17 protein-coding genes are annotated in these 21,756 nt (G+C 44.5%); 6 read left to right on the forward strand and 11 right to left on the reverse strand.

Annotated features, from left to right (window positions below; translation table 11 throughout):
* The first annotated feature begins 122 nt into the window (after positions 1-122).
* A complete protein-coding gene (locus F0232_RS15705; protein ID WP_105059346.1) occupies positions 123-653 on the forward strand; it encodes a cytochrome b/b6 domain-containing protein in 531 nt (176 codons plus the stop codon).
* Positions 654-787: 134 nt separating this feature from the next.
* Here F0232_RS15705 and F0232_RS15710 read toward each other — a convergent pair whose 3' ends face one another.
* Together F0232_RS15710 and F0232_RS15715 are read right to left on the reverse strand one after the other, a co-directional pair.
* Positions 788-1,318 carry a 3'-5' exonuclease gene (locus F0232_RS15710; RefSeq protein WP_061031613.1) on the reverse strand — a complete coding sequence of 177 codons (531 nt, stop codon included), beginning with the start codon at positions 1,316-1,318 and terminating at the stop codon, positions 788-790.
* Between the two features lie 87 nt (positions 1,319-1,405).
* Positions 1,406-2,944 (reverse strand): sensor domain-containing diguanylate cyclase, encoded by a 1,539-nt coding sequence (locus F0232_RS15715; protein WP_105059345.1) that lies wholly within the window; start codon positions 2,942-2,944, stop codon positions 1,406-1,408.
* A gap of 350 nt (positions 2,945-3,294) precedes the next feature.
* On the opposite strand from F0232_RS15715, the gene F0232_RS15720 reads away from it, so the two are divergent.
* The 3 genes from F0232_RS15720 to F0232_RS15730 all read left to right on the forward strand — a co-directional run bounded on the left by F0232_RS15720 (position 3,295) and on the right by F0232_RS15730 (position 8,849).
* Entirely contained in the window at positions 3,295-3,927 is a 633-nt protein-coding gene (locus tag F0232_RS15720) for a DUF2760 domain-containing protein (RefSeq protein WP_105059344.1), read from the forward strand.
* Complete coding sequence (locus F0232_RS15725) at positions 3,927-5,855, forward strand: Hsp70 family protein (RefSeq protein ID WP_105059343.1); 1,929 nt, start codon at positions 3,927-3,929, stop codon at positions 5,853-5,855. The genes F0232_RS15720 and F0232_RS15725 overlap by 1 nt, the downstream gene beginning before the upstream one ends.
* A gap of 153 nt (positions 5,856-6,008) precedes the next feature.
* Entirely contained in the window at positions 6,009-8,849 is a 2,841-nt protein-coding gene (locus F0232_RS15730) for an Hsp70 family protein (RefSeq protein WP_105059342.1), read from the forward strand.
* 157 nt (positions 8,850-9,006) lie between these two features.
* Here F0232_RS15730 and F0232_RS15735 read toward each other — a convergent pair whose 3' ends face one another.
* Positions 9,007-9,222, reverse strand: a complete 216-nt coding sequence (locus tag F0232_RS15735; protein WP_105059341.1) for a hypothetical protein — start codon at positions 9,220-9,222, stop codon at positions 9,007-9,009.
* Between the two features lie 332 nt (positions 9,223-9,554).
* On the opposite strand from F0232_RS15735, the gene F0232_RS15740 reads away from it, so the two are divergent.
* On the forward strand, positions 9,555-10,553 hold the full coding sequence (locus F0232_RS15740) for a sensor domain-containing diguanylate cyclase (protein ID WP_105059340.1): 999 nt from the start codon (positions 9,555-9,557) through the stop codon (positions 10,551-10,553).
* 50 nt (positions 10,554-10,603) lie between these two features.
* Here the strand turns inward: F0232_RS15740 and F0232_RS15745 are convergent, their stop codons facing one another.
* From F0232_RS15745 to F0232_RS15775, 7 genes are all read right to left on the reverse strand, one after another.
* On the reverse strand, positions 10,604-11,077 hold the full coding sequence (locus tag F0232_RS15745) for a DUF2947 domain-containing protein (RefSeq protein ID WP_004741544.1): 474 nt from the start codon (positions 11,075-11,077) through the stop codon (positions 10,604-10,606).
* Between the two features lie 141 nt (positions 11,078-11,218).
* On the reverse strand, positions 11,219-11,806 hold the full coding sequence (gene rimJ / locus F0232_RS15750) for a ribosomal protein S5-alanine N-acetyltransferase (RefSeq protein ID WP_004741545.1): 588 nt from the start codon (positions 11,804-11,806) through the stop codon (positions 11,219-11,221).
* Positions 11,807-11,824: 18 nt separating this feature from the next.
* Positions 11,825-13,369: a transcriptional regulator TyrR gene (gene tyrR / locus F0232_RS15755; RefSeq protein ID WP_102425570.1), complete on the reverse strand. Its 1,545-nt coding sequence runs from the start codon at positions 13,367-13,369 to the stop codon at positions 11,825-11,827.
* A 144-nt stretch (positions 13,370-13,513) separates the two neighbouring features.
* Positions 13,514-14,587 carry a YcjF family protein gene (locus F0232_RS15760; RefSeq protein WP_105059339.1) on the reverse strand — a complete coding sequence of 358 codons (1,074 nt, stop codon included), beginning with the start codon at positions 14,585-14,587 and terminating at the stop codon, positions 13,514-13,516.
* A gap of 15 nt (positions 14,588-14,602) precedes the next feature.
* Positions 14,603-15,976 carry a YcjX family protein gene (locus tag F0232_RS15765; protein ID WP_105059338.1) on the reverse strand — a complete coding sequence of 458 codons (1,374 nt, stop codon included), beginning with the start codon at positions 15,974-15,976 and terminating at the stop codon, positions 14,603-14,605.
* A 209-nt stretch (positions 15,977-16,185) separates the two neighbouring features.
* On the reverse strand, positions 16,186-16,371 hold the full coding sequence (locus F0232_RS15770; protein WP_008222261.1) for a hypothetical protein: 186 nt from the start codon (positions 16,369-16,371) through the stop codon (positions 16,186-16,188).
* A 164-nt stretch (positions 16,372-16,535) separates the two neighbouring features.
* Entirely contained in the window at positions 16,536-18,053 is a 1,518-nt protein-coding gene (locus tag F0232_RS15775) for a fumarate hydratase (RefSeq protein ID WP_004741550.1), read from the reverse strand.
* A 520-nt stretch (positions 18,054-18,573) separates the two neighbouring features.
* Between F0232_RS15775 and pabB the strand changes: the two genes are divergently transcribed.
* Complete coding sequence (gene pabB, locus F0232_RS15780; RefSeq protein WP_061031622.1) at positions 18,574-19,947, forward strand: aminodeoxychorismate synthase component I; 1,374 nt, start codon at positions 18,574-18,576, stop codon at positions 19,945-19,947.
* Between the two features lie 89 nt (positions 19,948-20,036).
* On the opposite strand, the gene F0232_RS15785 is transcribed toward pabB, so the two are convergent.
* The gene (locus F0232_RS15785) at positions 20,037-21,755 is read right to left on the reverse strand and encodes an ATP-binding protein (RefSeq protein WP_061031623.1); all 1,719 of its coding nucleotides are present in this window, start codon (positions 21,753-21,755) and stop codon (positions 20,037-20,039) included.
* Between the last annotated feature and the right edge of the window lies 1 nt (position 21,756).

Genomic DNA, 21,756 nt, shown 5'->3' on the forward strand with positions numbered 1-21,756 from the left:
TAACGATTTAATATTAATTAAATGGCTATTCGATTATTAATATTAAACATTCGACAAACACATCCATAACAAAGCCTTGAGAAATATAATAGATTTTTCACACGCTAATAATGGAACTCATAATGTTCAAAAAACGATCAGATAATAGAGTAAAGAATAACCTCGCTAATAAAGTCGATTTTCTTCATTGGGGGATGTTTAGTGGGGTAATGCTAACGTTAACTCTCGGTTTTATATCAAGCCGACTTCTGCCTTTCTCAGACAAGTATCCAACGATTTTAATTCATCAGATACTCGGCTCAATTGTCCTTATTCTCATCAATATATTAATTGCAAGAATGTTAGTTAAACCAGAGCCAGAGAAACGCAAGTTCACCTTGCCTAAAGTAGTTCAATTTGTTCAAGCAGTTACATTGACCTTTATCGCTATATCAGGTTTAAGCATGGCACTGATTGATACGCCAGTATTCAGTTTGTACTCATGGGTATTTAGCGATAGTGCAACCTCTAGAGAAGTATTTTCTTTACTGTTTTTGATTCACGCTACTGCGATTAAAGTTTTTATGTCGTTAGTGACATTATATATATTGGGGGCATTGAAGCATCACTTCTTTGATAAAGGCGATAAGCTCAAGGTAATGCTAGGGAAATAAATATCTTAATACGCGAACGATGATGATTTATTTAGTCGCTATGGTAATAACAGCCCACAGGAAGATGTAAAAAAGCCACCTTATCCAGGTGGCTTTCTTATATTTCGAAGTAAATAATTAATATTCGCTTATAGCTAAAGCATCGTCAGAGCAAGCTTCGCAAGGTTGTAAGCATCAACATAACCAGAATGCTGGCGACCTTCCCACTCGATGTCTTTTGCTTCTTGAGCCGCTCGATGGCCGATGCGTTTGTCTTTCAAACGGTTCTGCACGCGATAAAGCGTCGCAATGTTGATGAACTCGCTAAATGGTGGCTCGATGCCTTTCTCTTGACACTCTTTGTGTAAAATCAGGTCATCGCGTCCCCACGCAGCATAGATCTTGTTTGGACCACCAAAGTTCTTGATCATCGATTTGATGACTGACTCTAGCGGACGACCCTGCTTTTCGATTTTGCGTGGAGTAATGCCGGTTAGCTCGGCACAGAACTGAGAGACTTCGTCTTTTTCTGGCTTAACGTAGTATTGCGCTCGTTTCACGATGGTTCCAGATGCTAGATCAATCTCAGCAAGACCCACTTCAATGATCTCGCCTGTTGTTCCTACACCATTTTCGCTCCAACAGCACATTTCCAAATCGAAACACACCACTCGATTGTGATTCATACGTCGCCTAATTCTCTCGTAAAAAATTTTGTGAAATTGTACATGAGCCCAATACAGAACTCGACCCCAGTTGCATCAAGTGCTCACTTAGCCTGCAATTGTGACTCGATTTCGGCCATTTGACTTACTTTGATAAAGCATACTGTCTGTTTTTTGCAGCAATTCTTCTGTGTCTTCACTGGTATGAATCGCGGCACCAATACTCAATGTGCAGCTTAACTGTTGCCCTTTATGCTCACAATGAGAGTGACTTACTGTATTTAGTATGCATTGTAAGTAGCTGTCTAGCGCTTCATGATTTGAGATGCTCGAAATAATACAGAATTCATCTCCGCCCAAACGGAAAAGGTTATCCCCTTCTTTCAGGTTTACCGAAATCAACTTGATGACATGCACAAGCAAAGCATCACCAGCAGGGTGACCAAACTTGTCATTGATACTTTTAAACTTATCGACATCAAACCCAATCAAGCTAAATGACTCACTTCGCTTAACCGCCCTATCAAACATCTTATTGAAAGCTCGTCGGTTATAGATTTCAGTTAAGCTATCGTGGTTCGCAAGGAATCGGAGCTCTTCCGTTCTTTTGTCTAGCATGCGGTACAGGCGCTCTTTTTCTCTGATCTGCATATTCACGATGTACGCTAACAACAATGAGATGGTTGTTCCGACTAAGGCAATTCCAGTTAGTACTAGGTAGCCATAAAAAGAGATGCAGGCATCTATCTTGTAATCGATCTTCCAATTTCGGTTGGTCAACTCGATTGTCTTAGTTATATGGTGCCCTGTTACTCCCTCATAACCTTGAGTTTCAAATAGAATTGGGGAGTCTTCAGCTTCAAACCCGGTATCCGTAACGCGAATGTACACGTCCATATCACCGACGGCAGAGGCTAACAGGTTCTCAAAGTAGTAAGTTGTGCGAACCACGCCAATCACAACACCAAGTAGGTTATCACTTTCGCCTTCAAACACAGGGTGATAAACCAGCATGCCTGCCTTAGGCGTATCTTGAGTTAGACCATCTTGAATAAGGCGTACTTTGTCCGAGATATTCGCTTGGCGCGTCTGTTTAATATTTTCGATGATCAGTCTAAAACGTTCACGAGAAGAGTAGAAACCAATCACTTTGTCATTGGCTTCGGTATTTGGGTAAATATCAGTCGCGATATAAGCTGGCTCTCCATTTAGAATGTAGTCATAAGCTTTCTCTTCATGTTTAGGGATAGTGAACAACTGGTAAGCCGGATACTTTGCTTCCATTTTCGCGGTATGTTCGGCAATTTCATCTGCCGCAACTTTCTGCATCCACTGCAAGCCAATCAAGCTCTTTGAACCGTTAATGGTTTGCTGTGCGAATCGATCGAACTTGTCCCAATTTTCAGGATCATTCGAATAGAAGAAGTTTGCACCCGAACCTATGTAGGCCACATCATTGTCGATAAACGCTTCCAAGCTCAGTGTTTGGTGTTTAGCAAAACTGTCCAAATTCATATTTAAAGCACGATTTTGGTTAAGTGCGACGAGTATAAAACACAACACTGTTATCAAAAAACTGACCGAAAATACGACCAGTGGGAGCGTCCGTCTCTTCAACCCTGTTAGTGGGTCGGTAGTGTGTGGCATAAAGGTTCCAATTAGGCTTCGATGAACTAAAAGTATATAACGGAAGGGAATGATGCTCCATTTAAGTTTTCGTCCTAAAAATGACATAAATCGTGCACAGTTTACTTCGCCCTTACATCACAGGTTAACAATCAACCAAATCTCGACTAAATTTCAAGCTAACACACTCAAAAACCACTTGTTTGAAAACATAAATTACCACTCTTAAGCCTTGAATATGCTAGTATCCATTCATATTTATAGCTTGAAAGCGACCATTTTGGTTTTGTCCCAATGCGTTTCTTTCCAACCTGTATATTCCATGAAACCGACGAATATACCGTTAAATCAATTTAAAGAGAAAAATCACTATGATCGTTGATTTGAACCTAATCCCACAGACGTTTGATATGCTTCACGCAGGCCTTACTGCATCAAGCGTTTTACTACTGCTAATTGCCGTTTCTCGTAAAACCAAAGTGGTTGAGAAAGTCGTAGAAAAACCAGTAGAAAAGATCGTTGAAGTTGAAAAGCCAGTTGAAAAGATTGTCGAAGTAGAAAAAGTTGTTGAAGTAGAGAAAGTCATCGAAAAAGTAATAGAAGTTGAATCTAAGCTGGCAACAGCACCAACAGATTCTGCAATGCAGCTACTGTCTATCATGCAACAAGAAGCGCGACTAATCGACTTCCTAAAAGAAGACCTGACTTCGTTCTCTGACGAAGAAGTTGGCGCAGCTGCACGTGTTATTCACACGGGCGGTCAAAAAGTACTAGCAGACTACGTAACGCTTGCTCATATCCGCAGCGAAGATGAAGAGACTCGCATCACAGTAGCTGAAGGTTTCAACCCTCAAGAAATCCGCCTAACAGGCAACGTAACAGGTAACGCACCATTCAACGGTACACTTGTTCACAAAGGCTGGAAAGCAACTGACATGAACCTACCTAAGCTTGCTGAAAACTACGATGCATCTGTAATTGCACCGGCAGAGGTAGAGCTATAATGGAACACCAAGAACATTCACAAGAACAGCAAGCTCCTAAATTCAGCGTTGGTATCGATTTAGGTACTACACACTGCGTTTTGTCTTACATCGACACAACGAATGAAGATGCACGTGTTGAGGTAATGCCAATTCCTCAGCTTACTGCTCCTGGTACAGTAGAAACTCGCAGCCAACTTGGCTCGTTCCTATACCAACCGCACGAGCACGAAATGAACGAAGCATCACGTGTTCTACCTTGGTCTTCTGAGCCAAAAGCACTGGTTGGTGCGATTGCTCGTAACCTTGGTTCTAAAACCCCTATCCGTTTGGTCGCTAGTGCGAAATCTTGGCTATGCCACGGTGGTGTAAACCGTCGTGATGCTTTCCTTCCTGCAGGTAGCCCAGAAGAAGTAGAAAAAGTATCTCCGCTTAAGACAACTGAGCTTTATCTTGAGCATCTTAAAGAGGCTTGGAACCACGCGAACCCAGAACACAAACTGGCAGACCAAGACGTAACAATCACGGTTCCTGCTTCGTTTGACCCTGCCGCTCGTGATTTAACAGCTGAAGCTGCACGTAATGTTGGTTTCACTCATCTAACGCTTTTAGAAGAGCCTCAAGCAGCGCTTTATAGCTGGATCGATAACAGCAACGACAAGTGGCGCGACGAAGTAGACGTTGGCGACATCGTACTGGTTGTGGATATCGGTGGTGGTACTACCGACCTTTCTTTAGTTGAAGTGACTCAAGACGATGGCAACCTGAGCCTGAACCGTATCGCTGTAGGTGAACACATCCTACTTGGCGGCGACAACATGGACTTGGCTCTGGCTTACCGCTTGAAGATGAAGCTAGCACAAGAAGGCAAAGAGCTGGCACCTTGGCAAGTTCAAGCGATGACTCACGCATGTCGTGACGCAAAAGAAGCGCTACTGAACGACGCAGAGCTTCAAGCTGTGCCAATCGTGGTTCCTAGCCGTGGCTCTAAGCTACTTGGCGCGACGCTAAAAACAGAACTGACTCAGCAAGAAGTACAACAAACATTGGTTGATGGCTTCTTCCCTAAAGTTGCTGTGACTGATCACCCGGTACAAAAAACGCGTGGTGCACTGACTCAAATGGGTCTGCCTTACGCACAAGATGCAGGTATCACTCGTCACATTGCCGCATTCCTTTCTAAGCAAGCGAACGCGCTTTCTGGAAATGGTGAAACGGCTCAACAAGATTTCAATCCGTTTGCAAATATGCCGGGCATGCCAGGTGCTGAAGCGCCTGCTGCTGACTTCATCAAACCAACAGCAATCCTGTTCAACGGTGGTGTTCTAAAATCTAACCTACTCGCTGATCGTCTTTCAGACACAATCAACGAGTGGTTGATCAATGCTGACGCTGAATTTGCTAAACAACTTTCAGGCCTAGACCTAGACCTTGCGGTTGCAAGTGGTGCTTCTTACTACGGCGCGGTACGTCGTGGTCAAGGCGTTCGTATCCGCGGTGGTATCGCTTCTGCTTACTATGTAGGTATTGAAAGCGCGATGCCTGCAATCCCAGGTATGGCTCCTCCTATGGAAGCTCTGTGTGTTGCACCGTTTGGTATGGAAGAGGGCTCAAGCGTTCAAGTGCCTAGCCAAGAATTTGGTCTAGTGATTGGTCAGCCAGTTCACTTCCAGTTCTTCGGCTCAACAACTCGCCGTGAAGATCAAGCTGGTACTCATCTTGATCACTGGGCGCCAGAAGAGCTCGATGAGCTTCCTGAAATCCAAGTAACACTGCCAGTTTCTGAAGGCCGACGCGAAGGTGAAGTAGTTCCGGTTACTTTGGCTTCTCGCGTTACTGAGCTTGGTACTTTATACCTAGAAGCGATTGCCACTGATAATGGTCAGAAATGGCACGTTGAGTTCGACGTTCGTGAAGATTCGAACAACGACTCAAACGACGAAGCATAATGAATCAACGGCACCTTAGCGGGTGCCGTTATTTTATCAATACCGCTCCCAATTCAGTCCTACCTGTTTCTCAGGAACGACGTATACGAATAACAACAATAAGACCAAAACTATCAACACACTGGTCATCACTCTGGAAGAATAAGGTTTTGTATGGCAACTCCTCGTTTTTTAGTCGGCATTGACTTAGGCACAACCAACACTGTGGTTGCCTACTGTGAAATTAACGACGACCTACAACACGCTCCCGTTTCCCTTTTCGAAATCGATCAGCTTATCGGCCCTGGTGAAGTGGTTCGTAAGCCTCTACTCCCATCGTTTCGTTACCACCCTGCACAAGGTCAAATCTCCCCTTCAGACCTAACTATGCCGTGGGAACCAAACCCAGTTGAAGGCGATATAAAGAATGTTATCGTCGGTGAGTGGGCGCGTGAATTGGGTGCTAAGGTTGAAGGTCGACAAGTATCGAGTGCGAAGAGTTGGTTATCGCACCAAGCGGTGGATCGTAGCTCAGACATTCTCCCTTGGGCTGGCGCAGCAGATGTCGATAAAGTATCGCCAGTTGTCGCGAGTGCGAGCTACCTGAATCACATTCGCCAAGCATGGAACTACCGTAATCCAAGCAACAAACTTGAAGACCAAGATGTTGTTGTAACGGTTCCTGCATCATTCGATGAGACAGCTCGTAAGCTGACACTTGAAGCCGCAGAACTTGCAGGCTTAGGTAAGATTCTATTGCTCGAAGAGCCTCAAGCGGTTTGTTACGACTGGTATGCGCGCCACCAACAAACGGCGGCGGATGAGCTTCAACAGATCCCATTGATCTTAGTGTGTGATGTCGGCGGTGGTACTACCGACTTAAGCTTAATTGAAGCCCAGTTCAATGCCGATAAGCAAGGCCATAGCGAACTAGCACTCGACCGTATTGGCGTTGGCGAACACTTAATGCTAGGTGGTGATAATCTAGATTTGGCCCTCGCTCATCTTGCAGAGCAGCGCTTCAATCAAAACAAAAAACTGAATGCCTCTAGCCTCACCAAACTGATTCAACAGACCCGCGCCGCAAAAGAGAGCCTGCTTTCTGCTGATGCACCTGACGACGTCAAAATCACAATGCTTGGTAGCGGTTCGAAGCTATTAGGCGGCACTAAGAGTATTGGCTTAACCAAGCAAGAAGTTCATCAAATCGCATTGGAAGGCTTCTTCCCACTGTCTGAGTTTACCGAAACACCAGACAAGCGTCGCAGCGCCGTAGTCGAATTCGGCCTGCCTTACGTTGCCGATCCTGCAGTCAGTAAACACGTTGCAGAATTCCTGACGACACACCAACAAGTGTCTAAAGCTGCACTGGAAAACTCTGACTCTATTGAGTTCGATGACACGAAACCTGCTATCCCTGTCGGTGTGCTGCTTAACGGCGGTGTGTTCAACAGTGAGCTTGTTACAGAGCGTATTACTCAGCTCCTAGGCAACTGGAACGGCGCTCCAATCACAGTATTAGATAACCCTCACCCAGATTGGTCAGTTGCCCTTGGCGCGGTTGCGTTTGGTAAGGCACGCCGCGGTGCCCAACTTAAAATCGGTGGTGGTGCTGCTCGCTCTTATTTCTTACATCTACAAGAAAAGAACAAGATGGGTAAAGCGCTGTGTCTACTTGCTAAAGGTACAGAAGAAGGTCAAGAAATCCGTTTGAACAGCCGTCGTTTCTCTTTGACGCTGGGCGAACCGGTTCGTTTTAACCTACTGACTTCAACACACGATCAAATCGCTCACGATACTGCGATCCAAAACGGTGTAATGGTCGATGTTGATCCTGACCTATTCTCCCCTCTTCCACCTTACATCTCGACGCTGGAAGGCTCAGGTACAGCAGAGCTTCAAGCTAACCAAAAAGAGCGTGTTGAAGTGCTGCTCGCTTGTCAGTTAACCGAAGTCGGCACACTGAAAATGGAGTGCGTGAGTACTGAAGATGACTCGAAACGTTGGTTGTTAGAATTTGAAGTCAGAAACAAGCAAGGTGAAGAATCCGATAACTCTAAACTTCATCCAAGATTGGATGAGTGTAAAGAGCTGATTTCTCGCCTCTACAGCGGCAATAAGAAGAGTGCAGAATCGAAAGAGATCAAGACTCTGTCTAAAGATCTTGAGAAACGACTCGGTAAACGCGATGAGTGGGATTTCACCACCCTCCGTCATCTATTCGATAGCTTCTCGTTAGGTCGCAAACGTCGTCGTCGCTCAGAGGCACACGAGAAGAACTGGCTGCGTTTAGCGGGTTACTCGCTGCGCCCGGGCTTTGGTGATCCAACGGACTCATGGCGTATCGAGCAAATTTGGGGCCTTTATCAACAAAACATCCAGTTTAAGAATCACCAAGGTTGGACTGACTGGTGGGTCTTCTGGCGTCGTGTTGCGGGTGGTTTAAACCAAGAGCAACAAGAGACTATCTTGGCCGACATTGCTAAGTACCTTCACCCAGGTGCAATGAAGAACCCTAAGAGTGCTAAAGATGCCCAAGACAATGGTTATGAAGCCATGGTTAGATTGGCGGCATCCCTTGAGCAACTCGAAGTGGAAGACAAAGTGCTTCTTGCGTCTTGGTTCCTAAGCAAAGCGATCAATCAAAACCAGTTTGAACAAGCGCATTGGTGGGCGCTAGGTCGACTGGCTTCAAGAACCCCTTTGTATGGCAGCCAGCACAGTGTGATTCCTAGAGAGCAAGCTGAGCAGTGGTTACCAAAATTACTTGAGCAGAACTGGCAGAAAGAGCAGATGATTGCCTTTGCCGCAGTGATGATTTGTCGCAAGACTGGCGACCGACAGTTTGATATCTCTGACGATTACCGTAATCAAGTGATTGAGAAGCTAAAGCAGAGCAAGGTTCCAGAGTCTTGGTTAACGCTGGTTAGCGAAGTAACTGAGCTGTCCGAGAGCGAATCTAAGCGTGTGTTTGGTGATGCTTTGCCAAGTGGTTTAAGCCTAATCAACAGCTAGGACTGAATGCAGATATCACTTCTACGCAGCTAGAAAAGAAAAAGCCACTTTCGATACATTGAAAGTGGCTTTTTTATTGGTGGCTAAAGGCTGGTGTGTGTCGTTGGTACTTAGCTTTCGGGTTAAGAGCCTCAGCCGTGTTACAGTTAATCATTGTTTAATGTTTCGTTCCGTTTGGGTTGATAGTAAAGTCTGTATTCTCATAGATGTCAGACAGTTTTTTTGGTTTCTTTTCTTTTGCTCCTTTATTGGATTGATTATGAGTTTCGCTCAAAAGCCATTCCTCATGCATTTTTGCTGAATCCAAGAATTCTGGATCCTCCATTGCTTCCTTGCGAAGTTTATTTACACGTTCGAGAGTATCCCAAATCATAATACTTCACCTCCACTAAGGCTACACTTCCCAATATAGGACTCTCCCCTATTGATTCAATACTTTCCGGTTAAACCATAGTGAAATTGTGATTTACATATCGAAAACCGCCTTATAAGCACATTATTTAAACAAATAGAGTTCACTTATTTTTATTAAGAAATAAATATGGTCGTAGCGTTTTTTATATAGTTTTTATAAACACACCACCTATGGGTTATGCCTTTGTCTTATTAAAAATACAAACGGAAGGAAATACATTATTTCAGATTGCAAAGGCAGAAGTTTGACATTAGAGTCAACAGTATGACATTCCAAAAAGGTGATCATTCATGCCATTTACCAATATCTATCAATCCAGCTCTAAATATGCCATCAATGATCTAGTGAAAGAAATGGACCTCTCTTTATGGAAAAGCATGCTCAATAACATAGCAGAAGTGCTTAATGCTCCCGCTGTTGGGCTTATTCTTACGTCTGAAGTTGGATTCCAAAACATTGCGATGTCTTCTTCACCAGGAGTTAAAGCGAACCCTGGCAAAATCATCCCCAGAGACATCAATTTGTACTGCAAGAAAGTGATGGAAACCAGAGTAATGCTTTATGTAAAAAATGCGTCTGGTAAAGAGGAATGGAGCGACAATCCCGAACTCACGCAGATGGGCTACGTCTCTTACCTAGGCTTGCCGATCTTCCAATCGGACGGCAGCATGTTTGCAACACTTTGTGCGCTAGATACTAAAGAGACCTCTTATAAACCAATACAAATAAATTTAATGGAGAGCATTCGCGCGCTATTAGAAAGAGAAGTACATACTGCGGAACGAGTACGCAAATTGAAGTATACGTCTAATCACGACGAATTGACTCAAGTATTTAATCGTAGAGCGATATTAAGCGAGTCACCCAAATTCATCGATAGCACTATAGAAAATGGCGTGAGTATTGGAACTGTTTATTTTGATATCGACGGACTTAAGTATGTTAATGATAACTTCGGACATAATATTGGCGACCAATATATAAAGTCCTTCTCTCATTCACTTCAACGTAACACTCGTAAGGATGATATTTGTGGAAGACTTGGAGGAGATGAGTTTCTCTTATTGTGTAGAGACATCACCGAAGACTCCCTAAATAAGATAATAAGCCGAGTTCAATCCGACTTTAACAAACATTCCCAAAAACTAGGTATAGATTGCCACGCAACTTTTAGCCATGGTTCACTTATTTACTCGTCAAATATTCCACCTATCGAAGAGTTAATTCGACTAACAGATGAGCAAATGTACGAAAACAAAATGAGTAAACGTTACGCTCAACTAAAATAAAAAAGCGAGCACTATGCTCGCTTTTCTACCGTTCAAAATTCGTTTTCAGCTTATGCTCGGTTACCGATTTTCACAGTACCATTAGTCGCAAACCAAAGCGCTTCAGAGCGACGACGGCCTAACAGAATTGGACCATCATCGTAGAACAAAAAGTTCTTCCAATGCTTCTTGAAAACGGCCCATTTGGTTTCAAGAACATTATATTTTTCATAACAAAAATAAACAGTTACGTCATCTTGCCAGTCAATAAAGTTAAGGATCTCTTCTGGCATTTCCGGCTCATCGGCTTCCCAATGTGCCATCCAGCTGATCTCTTCTTTCCAGTTCGATGCCTTGCTAGGCCAATCTTGCGAGCTTAGTCGCTCAGCATCTGGACTTTGAGGACTCACGTTCTCTTTCCAAAACTGAGACGCTCTTGCCTGTGTCATTGGCTTAATCTTTTCCAAATCCTCAGCCGGCAGTGGCATCGATTGGTGAGTAAAAATCCATTTTCTTTGGTATTCGTCCAAAGTTGTGTATGACATCAAAATTCCTCAAATATCTTCTCAGGCCGATGGTTCAACCATGGCTCAATGTTCTTTTAATACAGGCAGCAACGCTACATCGCTTACTATTCGCTGCCTTTTTAAATCACTACTCGTTTGTGAGCTTATAAACTGCGTTATCTATATGTTGCGTCTATCTTCCCAATTAGGATTCACGAGCGCTGTCAGTATGTGGTCTTCCCATTTACCGTTAATTTGTAGGTAATCTTTAGCAAAACCTTCACGTACAAAACCGAGATGCTCAAGTACGCCCGCACTTCGTTCATTGTGAGGCATATAACCCGCCATTAGGCGATGCATGTTCTGCACGTCAAACATGTAGTCTTTCGCCATACTGAGACCTCTGCGCATGTAACCATGGCCCTGAGCTTGCTCTGCAAGTGAATAGCCTACGTTACATGCATAGAACGGGAAACGAGACAAATTACTGAACGAGATAGTCCCTAACATTTCGTTAGTATCGGCATTAATCAATAAACAGTAGTAGCCGAGCCCCATTTTATGAAGCTCGTTTAGCTTAATTAGGCGCTGTGCCCAGCCTGTTCTCTCAAAAAATGCATCTTCACGAATCGGTTCCCAAGGTTTGAGATACTCTCGATTCACCTGAAAGTACTCACTGATCATCGTCGCATCGTCTATCTCAGCGGTACGTAGAATCAGATTTCCATCTCGCTTGTAAATGCGTTCTGGTGTGCTCAAATCTTCCATAATTTAGGTCTTATTCGATCAGTTCTTTCTGATACCGTAATCACGAAGCTTATTCGCAATAGAGGTATGAGACACGTTCAAACGCTTAGCTAACTTACGACTTGATGGGAATGACTGGTAAAGCTTCTCCAAGATCTGAGACTCATAGTCTTTCATGATCTCATCCAGAGAACCATCTAAGCTCAAGTTCGCCATGCCTGTTGTCATGGTTTCTAACTGAGGCAAGTGGAACTGCTCAACCGATAGCGTGTCTGAATCGAGCTCAGTAAGCGCACGTAATACCATGTTGTCTAACTGACGAATGTTACCCGGCCATTGGTAATTACCAAGTTGGTCGATTAACTCTTGAGTAAGCTTAGGCTTTAACATACCAAGCTGCTGCGCGTATTTAGCTACGAACAGTTCCAGTAATGGTGCTACGTCGTTAGAACGTTCACGCAATGCTGGAATAGAGAGAGTCAGTACATTCAAACGGTAGAACAAGTCTTCACGGAACGAGCCAGAATCAGCAAGTTCAGAAAGACGGTGACGCGTTGACGCAATAATACGAACGTCAGCGTGCATCTCTTCTTCTTCGCCCACACGACGGAATGAACCATCTTGTAGGAAGCGAAGCAGTTTGATTTGTAGATGTGGGCTCATTTCGCCAATCTCATCTAAAAATACAGTACCGCCATTAGCTTGTTCGAAAATGCCTTTATGACCTTGTTCATGGTTGAATGAACCCGGAGCGTGACCAAACAGCTCGGTTTCTGCTACGTCATCAGGCATCGATGCACAGCTCAGAATCAAGAATGGGAAAGACGAGCGGTTTGAACGGTTATGACACGCTTTCGCCAACATCTCTTTACCTGTACCTGTATCGCCTTCAATCAGCAAAGGCTGATCAAGCATCGCCAGTTTTTTAGCTTGGCTGATTAACGCTTTATGGCGATTAGAAACACCAACAAAATGCTCAAAGCCTAAGTTGTTCTGTTCCGGAATCGCATCGGGCGTATTCATCTCTTGGTTGCAAGAACGAATCGTCATCACCGCGCTCGCAAGCACAGGTTCGTTGACGTCTCCACCCAGATAGATAGGTAGGATTTCAATAGAGAAGTCTAAACCGTCCAACACAACAACTTCACGGTGGCGTGTAACTTCACCTTCGATCCAACGACCAAAGTTAAAGCTAGGTACGAAGGACGCGAGCGGTTCGCCAATAACTTCGTCTTCTTGCTTGCCAAATAGGTTGAGTGCAGCGTGGTTTGCCATATCGACTGAACCTTTAAGGTCAATCGCAATAACGGGATCAGGTAGGTTAGCAAGCAAAGCGATCAGCTCAGTGTTGTGCCTTTCGCTTGGCATGAATTGTATTTTTCGTACATCCTTTACACCTGAAATTCGACGAATTTCAGCCATAAGTTCACTAAAAGCATCAAAATCAATATCAGGGCAGTTCAGGTAAATAATGCCTTTAACATCGATTTCGATTCCTCGTAAATCAATGCTTTTTGAGGCCAAGATATCGAGCAACTCACGCGTTAAGCCGAGTCGGTCTTCACACAATACTTCAAGACGCACAAATAGTCCTATTATAGGTGTCAGGATAAGTTGACAGTAGTGTGAATTAAGGTCTGAGTTCAGTCAAGAAGAAGAGTAAACATATGTTTACTCTTCGCTCGCAAACCACTCAATGTCATACATTTTGTTTCAAAGACGTACGTTTTATTTAAGGGTAATACGCTTTATTTCAGAAAGGACGGCTTTGCGCATGTCGGCCAGTTTTACTTTGCGTTCATTGTGCCAAGGCATAGGGCGAAGCAGTGTCATGGCCTTTAGACCCAATCGAGCAGTCAGGATACCAACACCCAAGCCCTGCCCAGCTCTCGCTGAGACTTTACCAGCCAGATCCATGGAAACTAAGTCCATGCTTGCATCAATCGCGAGTTCACTTGCGCCGGCAGCTGCCATGTTGATTAACACCAACTTGAACAGTTTGATGCGAGACCAGTAGCCAAGTTCAATGCCATACACATCAGCTAACTTGTCGATCATGGTGAAATTACGCCACGCCACCAGCAGCATGTCTGCCGCTGCCAATGGGCTCACCGCCACCAAAGCCGCCGATTCAGTCGAGAACTTAGTCACGATTTGAGTTGCCACTTTATCTTGCTGTGCAACAACCAACGCATCGTACATATCCAACACTTCGGCATCGCTGTGTGCTGGGTTGATGCTGTTTCTCCACTTATCGAACGCCGGAGACTCAGCAATAATGCCGCCTTGCTTAGCGATGTTTTCACAGAACGCTTTGCCTTTGCCGACACTTTGGCTTTGCAATAACTCTTCACTCTGCTCTTGTACGCTAAAGTGATCTTTCAATGAGCGTAGCTTCCACAGCTCTTTGCCGATTGCTCCTAAGCCCAATGAAGCGATTGCCGCAATGAAACCTACCCAACCGAGCGCGAGCCAATCTGCTGATTGAATCGCAGTGATGACAGAGTCAATAGCCTGCCAGCCCACTAAGCCCGCGAAAGCAACCAGTAAGCCAGAACCTAACCACTTTCTCTTTTTACTTGGACGAATGATCTGTTCCAGTTGTTGCTCGGCTTCACCATCTAGCTCGCTCTCAACCTGTTGTGCTACAGGTACAAATTTCTCTTGTTCCGTAAACAACTGCTGGGCGCCTAATTCTGGAGACGCTTCCCCCGCCCCTTGTTTACCAAAAGCATTATCGTTGTCATCAAAAGAGGTCTTTAGCGGCTCATTAAAGACCTGCTTTGTTTTTAATTCACTCATCTTTTATTGCCTCAATTACTTTAACTTATCGCCAATGAGATACTCTAAGACCTTATCAACCCTTAGGTGCTGACAAGGCTCATCAGAGTGTTGTTCCATTGGCCTAAAGCTCGTGAAATCAAACTGGTTGGTTTCCCAATACTGCTTGTTCGGCAGTTTGCGTGGCACCTCACCCGGATACATAGTCTGAGGAACGTTATCCAAAGTAACACCTTGCAGCGCTGGCACATTGTCCGAGCCCGACGAGATATAACCTGCGCTGGTCGCTTGAATAGATGCGATACTCATGCAACTCATATCGATATGCTCAAACGCCGCCTGTTGCCAAGCAGGGTGTACCATCTGCTGCAGCAGTGACACTAAGTTTGGATGCTGATCTGGTGTTACATGGTCTGCCTTGGTCGCAGCAAACAGGATCTTATCGATCTTCGGAGCAAACAAACGTCTCAAGATATTGCTTCGACCATATTTAAAGCTCTTCAATAACTGTTCAAGTGCACCACGCATATCCATGAAAGAGTCATAGCCGGCATTGAGTGGCTGCAAGCAATCCACCAGCACAATTTGTCTGTCGAAGGTTGAGAAATGATTCTTGTAGAACGCTTTAACAACCTTCTGTTGGTACTCTTCATAACGTGCTTTCAGCACCGCATAGTTACTTGTTTTCGAGAATTTACCTTGTGGTGCGGTGCAGGGGAAAAACTGCAACACAGGTGCGCCTTCAAGTTCACCAGGTAATACAAATCGCCCCGGTTGCACCCAATGTAGTCCATTGCTCTTACAAGTATGAAGGTACTGAGTGTAGCTATCCGCAATGTTAACCAGTTTCTTCTCATCAGCTTCAGCCAATAGGTCAACGTCGCCAAGCATTGCACTCCACTCTTGCGAGTAAGTTTCTCGGTCACCTTTTAATGCGGCAAACTGAGATTGACTCCACGTTTCAAAATCCATATCCAGTAACGGTAAATCAAGTAACCATTCACCCGGATAGTCAACAATATCGAGATAAAGGGTACTGTTTTTACTCAGTAACTTCTTCGCGCCTTTTGCAGGCTTATATTTGATGGCTAAGCGAATTTCACTGACATCACGTGTTGGTACTGGCCACTCTGGTGGCTGACCATTTAATGATTCCATCGCTTCGTCATAAGAAAAACGCGGAATCATCATGTTGTGTTGTGGGATGCGCTTTGCACCAATAATTCTTCCATCTCTCGCTGATGCAAGAAGCGGTAGATTCTTATGAGTAGAGGTATGAAGAAGTTGGTTAACCAACGAGGTAATGAATGCTGTTTTACCTGCACGAGACAGACCCGTGACCGCTACTCTAATGTGAGAATCCGTTCCTCTGCTTATAAAGTCACTCATTTCTTGAGTTAGGTGTTTCATTTGAACGACTCCGTGATATTTAGGCAAGCTGGTTATGATGATAGAGAGGCAAGCCTATGTTCTTTCCCTGTTGGGATAGTTTGTATGCTGTTGCTTGTTCTTTTGCTAATAGTGGTGAGTATGCAATACCCATTCTTAATGCTAGATGAATAAAAGCCCCTGACTACATTCATAATCAGGGGCTTTGAAATTCTTTAATGAATAGCAGACTAATCGTCTTCTATGAGCTTGTAGATAACAAACAGTGCTATCTCAGCAATCAACCACAATACACATGTAATGGTTACGTATTTTTCGTTAAAGATGCTGATTCCGTGCAAGATCAAATCGTAACCAATGAAACTACCAATCACCACTGCCAAGATAATTTGTAGGATCTGAATAAAACGAGGCATTCCTCTCTCCTATGTTCTTATATCAAACGATGTGTTTATCACTATATCATTGATAATAAGACAAAAGTGCAGATAATGCTGCACTTTTGTCTTTAACTTTCTGTCAAAACTTGCAATTCAAACGCTGAGGTCAGCATCAATTACGACTTTTTGACTTCGGTTGATTAAGCTTTTTCAGCTTCGGCAATTTTCACTTTCCACGTGTCAGGGCCGATCTGGTGAGCGTTTGCGCCCGTTGAGTCAACCGCAACCGTTACTGGCATGTCTTCAACTTCAAACTCGTAAATCGCTTCCATACCAAGATCTTCAAACGCAACAACACGTGCTTTCTTGATTGCTTTTGCTACTAGGTAAGCAGCGCCACCTACAGCCATCAAGTAAACCGCTTTATGCTCTTTGATTGATTCAACCGTAGCAGGACCACGTTCCGCTTTACCGATCATGCCCATGATGCCCGTTTCGTTTAGCATCATGTCTGTGAACTTATCCATACGTGTCGACGTTGTTGGGCCCGCAGGACCTACCGCTTCGTCGCCTACTGCATCCACAGGACCAACGTAGTAGATGAACTTGCCTTTAAAGTCGACGCCTTCAGGTAGACCTTCACCGCTTTCAAGCATGCCTTGAATACGCTTATGCGCTGCATCACGGCCCGTTAGGATTTTGCCTGATAGAAGAACCGTTTCACCCGTCTTCCACTCTTGAACGTCTTCTTTAGTCACTTCATCAAGGTTCACACGGCGTGTGTTTGCGCCCGCTTCCCAAGTGATGTCTGGCCACTCTTCTAGCTTAGGTGGCGTTAGCTCTGCTGGGCCGCTGCCATCTAATGTGAAGTGCACGTGACGCGTTGCTGCACAGTTAGGGATTAAACATACTGGCTTAGACGCTGCGTGTGTTGGTGCGGTTTTGATCTTTACATCAACAACGGTAGTTAGACCACCAAGACCTTGTGCGCCAATGCCCAGCTTGTTTACGCGGTTGAAGATGTCTAGACGAAGCTCTTCTTCTGCGTTCTCAGGACCTTTCTCGATAAGCTCTTGGATATCGATGTGTTCCATCAGAGACTCTTTCGCCAGTACCGCTGCTTTTTCAGCCGTACCGCCGATGCCTATGCCTAGCATACCCGGTGGACACCAACCTGCACCCATCGTTGGTAGCGTTTTCTCTACCCATTCTGCGATGTCATCAGAAGGGTTTAGCATAACCATCTTAGTTTTGTTCTCAGAACCGCCGCCTTTCGCCGCGATTTGAATTTCAACTTTGTTGCCCGGAACCATATTAATGTGAACAACCGCAGGTGTGTTGTCTTTAGTATTAATACGCTTACCTGCAGGGTCCATTAGGACTGATGCACGCAGTGGGTTATCTGGGTTGTTGTAAGCTTGACGAACGCCTTCATCAACCATTTGTTGTACTGTTAGATCCGTTTCCCACTTCACATCCATACCGATGTTCACGAAACAAGTAACGATACCAGTATCCTGACAGATAGGACGGTGACCTTCCGCAGACATACGTGAGTTAATCAGAATCTGAGCGATCGCATCTTTAGCTGCTTGGCTCTCTTCTTTCTCGTACGCTTTTTCTAGGGCTTGGACAAAGTCTAAAGGGTGATAATAAGAAATGTACTGAAGTGCGTCAGCGACACTGCTGATCACATCTTGCTTACGAATAACCGTCATTGCATGCCTCTTTATTGTTCTAGTTCCATGTGGGTTCACTATTTAACGAATAACGCTAAATGAGATCAGTAGGTTTAGCTTTTTATAATGTTGAGCTGTATTTAGTTGCTTTAGCAATCGCTTGCATAGCTTTAAACTAAACCACTTGGATTACAATGTTCTAGGGCGTGTAGACCTTTCGTGGTTCAATTTTGTTCGAGATAAAAGCGTTTTAATCGCGGCGAGGGGGAAGTAGCCTAGTCACTCTAAGCAAATCTCCCTCAACAAAGAGTAAAACGCTTTTAGCCGAACCCTTCGGGCAGCGTTTGCTGGTCATTTCTACTACGTTATCGGCCTCTCATGTAGGCTAGCTACACGTCGACGCCTCTGCCTTGTATAAAGGCCCAGCAACTCGCTGCAAAAATCAGCTCGAAAGATCAACACGCCCTAATCAAGAACCCATTTTATTTTCAATTTATGATACTCTTGCTTCCTCTCACAAGCCATGCAGTGATCGAACTCTTTGTCACAAATTAAACAAATGAATAACAACGAATTTCGCGCTATCCAAATCAAGCCGCTTGAATATCAATCAACTTTAGCTAAACAGCTGTTTTCTCACATCGAAAACCTGCCGTGGGCAATGCTATTACGCTCTGCTTCAGAAAGCCACGTTGATAGTCGATACGACATTTTAGTTGCTCAACCCATCGCCACCTTCGAAACAATTGGTGCAAAAACCACCATTAATGTTAAAGAGACGTGTGAGGTTTCAGATTCCGATCCTTTCGAACTGCTAAACTACTATCAGCAGCAATTGTTACCGGCCACGAATGAGCACTCTGAGTTGCCGTTCATCGGTGGCGCCTTAGGCTACTTTAGCTACGATTTAGGCCGCCGAGTGGAAATACTTCCGGCTACCTCAACACGTGATATTGATGCACCCGATATGGCGGTGGGTCTGTATGAATGGGCAATTGTGGTTGACCACAAGTTGAAAACAGCCTGTGTGGTTGGACAAAACATCGAAGCTCACTGGGATTGGTTATCTCAACAACAAGCTCAACCTAGCGTTGAAGAATTTAGCCTAACGACACAGTGGCAATCGAACATGAGCGAGCAGAGCTACGCAGATAAGTTCGATAGCGTTCAAGAATATCTGTTGTCTGGTGACTGTTACCAAATCAACTTGGCTCAGCGCTTCAATGCCAAATACCAAGGTAGCGAATGGTTGGCCTACGAAAAACTTGAGCAGTACAACTCAGCTCCGTTTTCTGGTTTCATCCGTTTGGCGAACAGTGCCATTATTAGTGTCTCACCAGAACGCTTCCTAGAGCTAAAAGATAACGTTATTGAAACGAAACCGATCAAAGGTACTCGCCCCCGTTCTGATGACCATGTGATCGATGACTCAAATGCACAAGACCTAGCGAGCGCGGATAAAGACCAGGCTGAAAACCTGATGATTGTCGACCTGCTTCGTAATGATATCGGTCGAGTGGCAAAGCCAGGAACGGTTCATGTCCCTAAATTGTTCGATATTGAAAGCTTCCCTGCTGTGCATCACTTAGTGAGTACAATAAGGGCCGACCTTGATTATCAATACTCAGCGACAGATCTACTGAGGGCTTGCTTCCCCGGTGGTTCTATTACTGGTGCACCTAAAGTTCGTGCAATGCAGATCATCGAAGAACTGGAGCCACATAGACGATCTGCTTATTGTGGAAGCATTGGCTATATTAGCCGAAACGGCAGAATGGACACCAGCATTACCATCCGAACTTTAGTGGCGGAGAACAATACGCTTTACGCTTGGGCTGGCGGTGGTGTGGTATTCGATAGTGATTGTGCGTCTGAATACCAAGAGACGCTGGATAAGCTAAGCCGTATCCTACCCGTGCTTGAAGAGTGCTAGGTTAACTAAACGCTAAAAGTATAAGAAAGCCGAAGTCATCTAAATGATCACTTCGGCTTTTTAGTCTCTCAAATAATATATGGATACTATCAGGCGGCATTGGACGGAGTCATGCCCCACTTCTTGAGCATATCTTTAAGGTCGTTGGCAGTGTATGGCTTACTCAGAATGTCATCCATACCACACTGAATGCAGCGTTCACGCTCTTCTAAGGTCGTTCCCGCAGTCAATGCAACAATAGATCTTTCATAGCCTTTCTCTCTGAGTTTCTCTGTTGCTTCAAAACCATCCATCACTGGCATACGGCAATCCATAAATACAATGTCATACTCATTATGAGATGCCAATTCCAGCCCCTCAATACCATTACTGGCGATGGCTGGCTCTATCTCATGCTTACGTAACATCTGTTGGATGATGATCTGGTTCATCTTAATATCATCAACCACCAACACTTTAAGTAATGACAGTTCGACCTCAGTTTCAAAGCCTTTCGATACTTGGTCGCTTTCTGTTGGCATATCGACCACTTGAAGCGGAACCGAAATAGTAAAGGTGGTGCCAGTACCTACAACACTGGTCACCCCAATGTCGCCACGCATCAACGCCACTAACTTACGGCAAATAGCTAAACCAAGGCCTGTACCTTCATAATTTCGGCTACTCGAATTATCCGCCTGTGTAAAAGGTTCGAAGAGTGTTTTGTGGGCGGATTTAGCAATCCCAACCCCAGTATCTTCCACAGAGAAAACGAAATGCTCGTTGTCCCATTCAATATCAACGTTCACATGCCCCTCTTCGGTAAACTTAATCGCATTACCGATGAGGTTTACAAAGAGCTGAGTAATGCGCTCTAAATCGCCTTTGAAGTGAGATGGAACATTTGGTGCCACGCTGATATTAAATTCAAGCTGCTTCTCTTTGGCTCGATTCGTAAAGATGCTTTCAATGGTGTTTCTTAAATCAAGTAGTGCAAACTTCTTTGGAATCAGCTCCAACATGCCCGCATTGATTTTGCTGTAGTCCAATAAGTCATTGATGATGGTCCTTAAAAACTCACCTGATTGACTTAGGTTATTCACAATTTCACGTTGGGAACTGTTGAGCTCGGTATCACTGATTAATTCAGCACTTCCCAATAAACCGTTGAGCGGCGTTCTTAGCTCATGGTTAATCATCGCCACAAAATCGCGCGTCGCCCGTTCAGATTCCTCTGCTCGCTTACGAGACTCAATATTTCGATTGATAGCTAATTGGTGAGTAATGGCACTGCAGATAAGATCTGTAACCAATAAGAGTTGGCTCTCGATAAAATCGACATCTTGTTCAGATAGGTTGACCTTTACGATCAATGCTCCAACGATAACCTTCTCAACCTCAAGCGGTACAGTGAGTAGATCACCTTCCCATTGTGTTTCTCCGATTTTTGGGTCGAAATCACCAACCGATGCATCACCATAATCGTAGGTTTGAAGTTGTGGAAGCAGCTTCGATGGCAATATTAAGCGGCTAGCTTCAATAAGGTAACTGTTTGTCACGTTTGTGGTCAGTTGAGACAGCATCACATCATCTAAGTCGCTTCGAAGAAACGCGCGACCAAAATCTATCAACAGATTATCAATTTGCTCTTGAAACTCGATACGACGAATGTTCGCGTTGGAACGTTTTTCCAACTGCCGCAGGGCAAGCTCCAGCTGTTGGTTGGCTTCGAACAATTCAAGACTTTTTTGCTCCAACAGAGCTTCAGCCACTTTGCGGGCGGCTATTTGGCGCTTTAGTTTGCTCTCTAGCGCGGTTACCAAACTCATA

Source organism: Vibrio sp. T3Y01 (assembly GCF_013114525.1).
GTDB classification, from domain to species: domain Bacteria; phylum Pseudomonadota; class Gammaproteobacteria; order Enterobacterales; family Vibrionaceae; genus Vibrio; species Vibrio chagasii_B.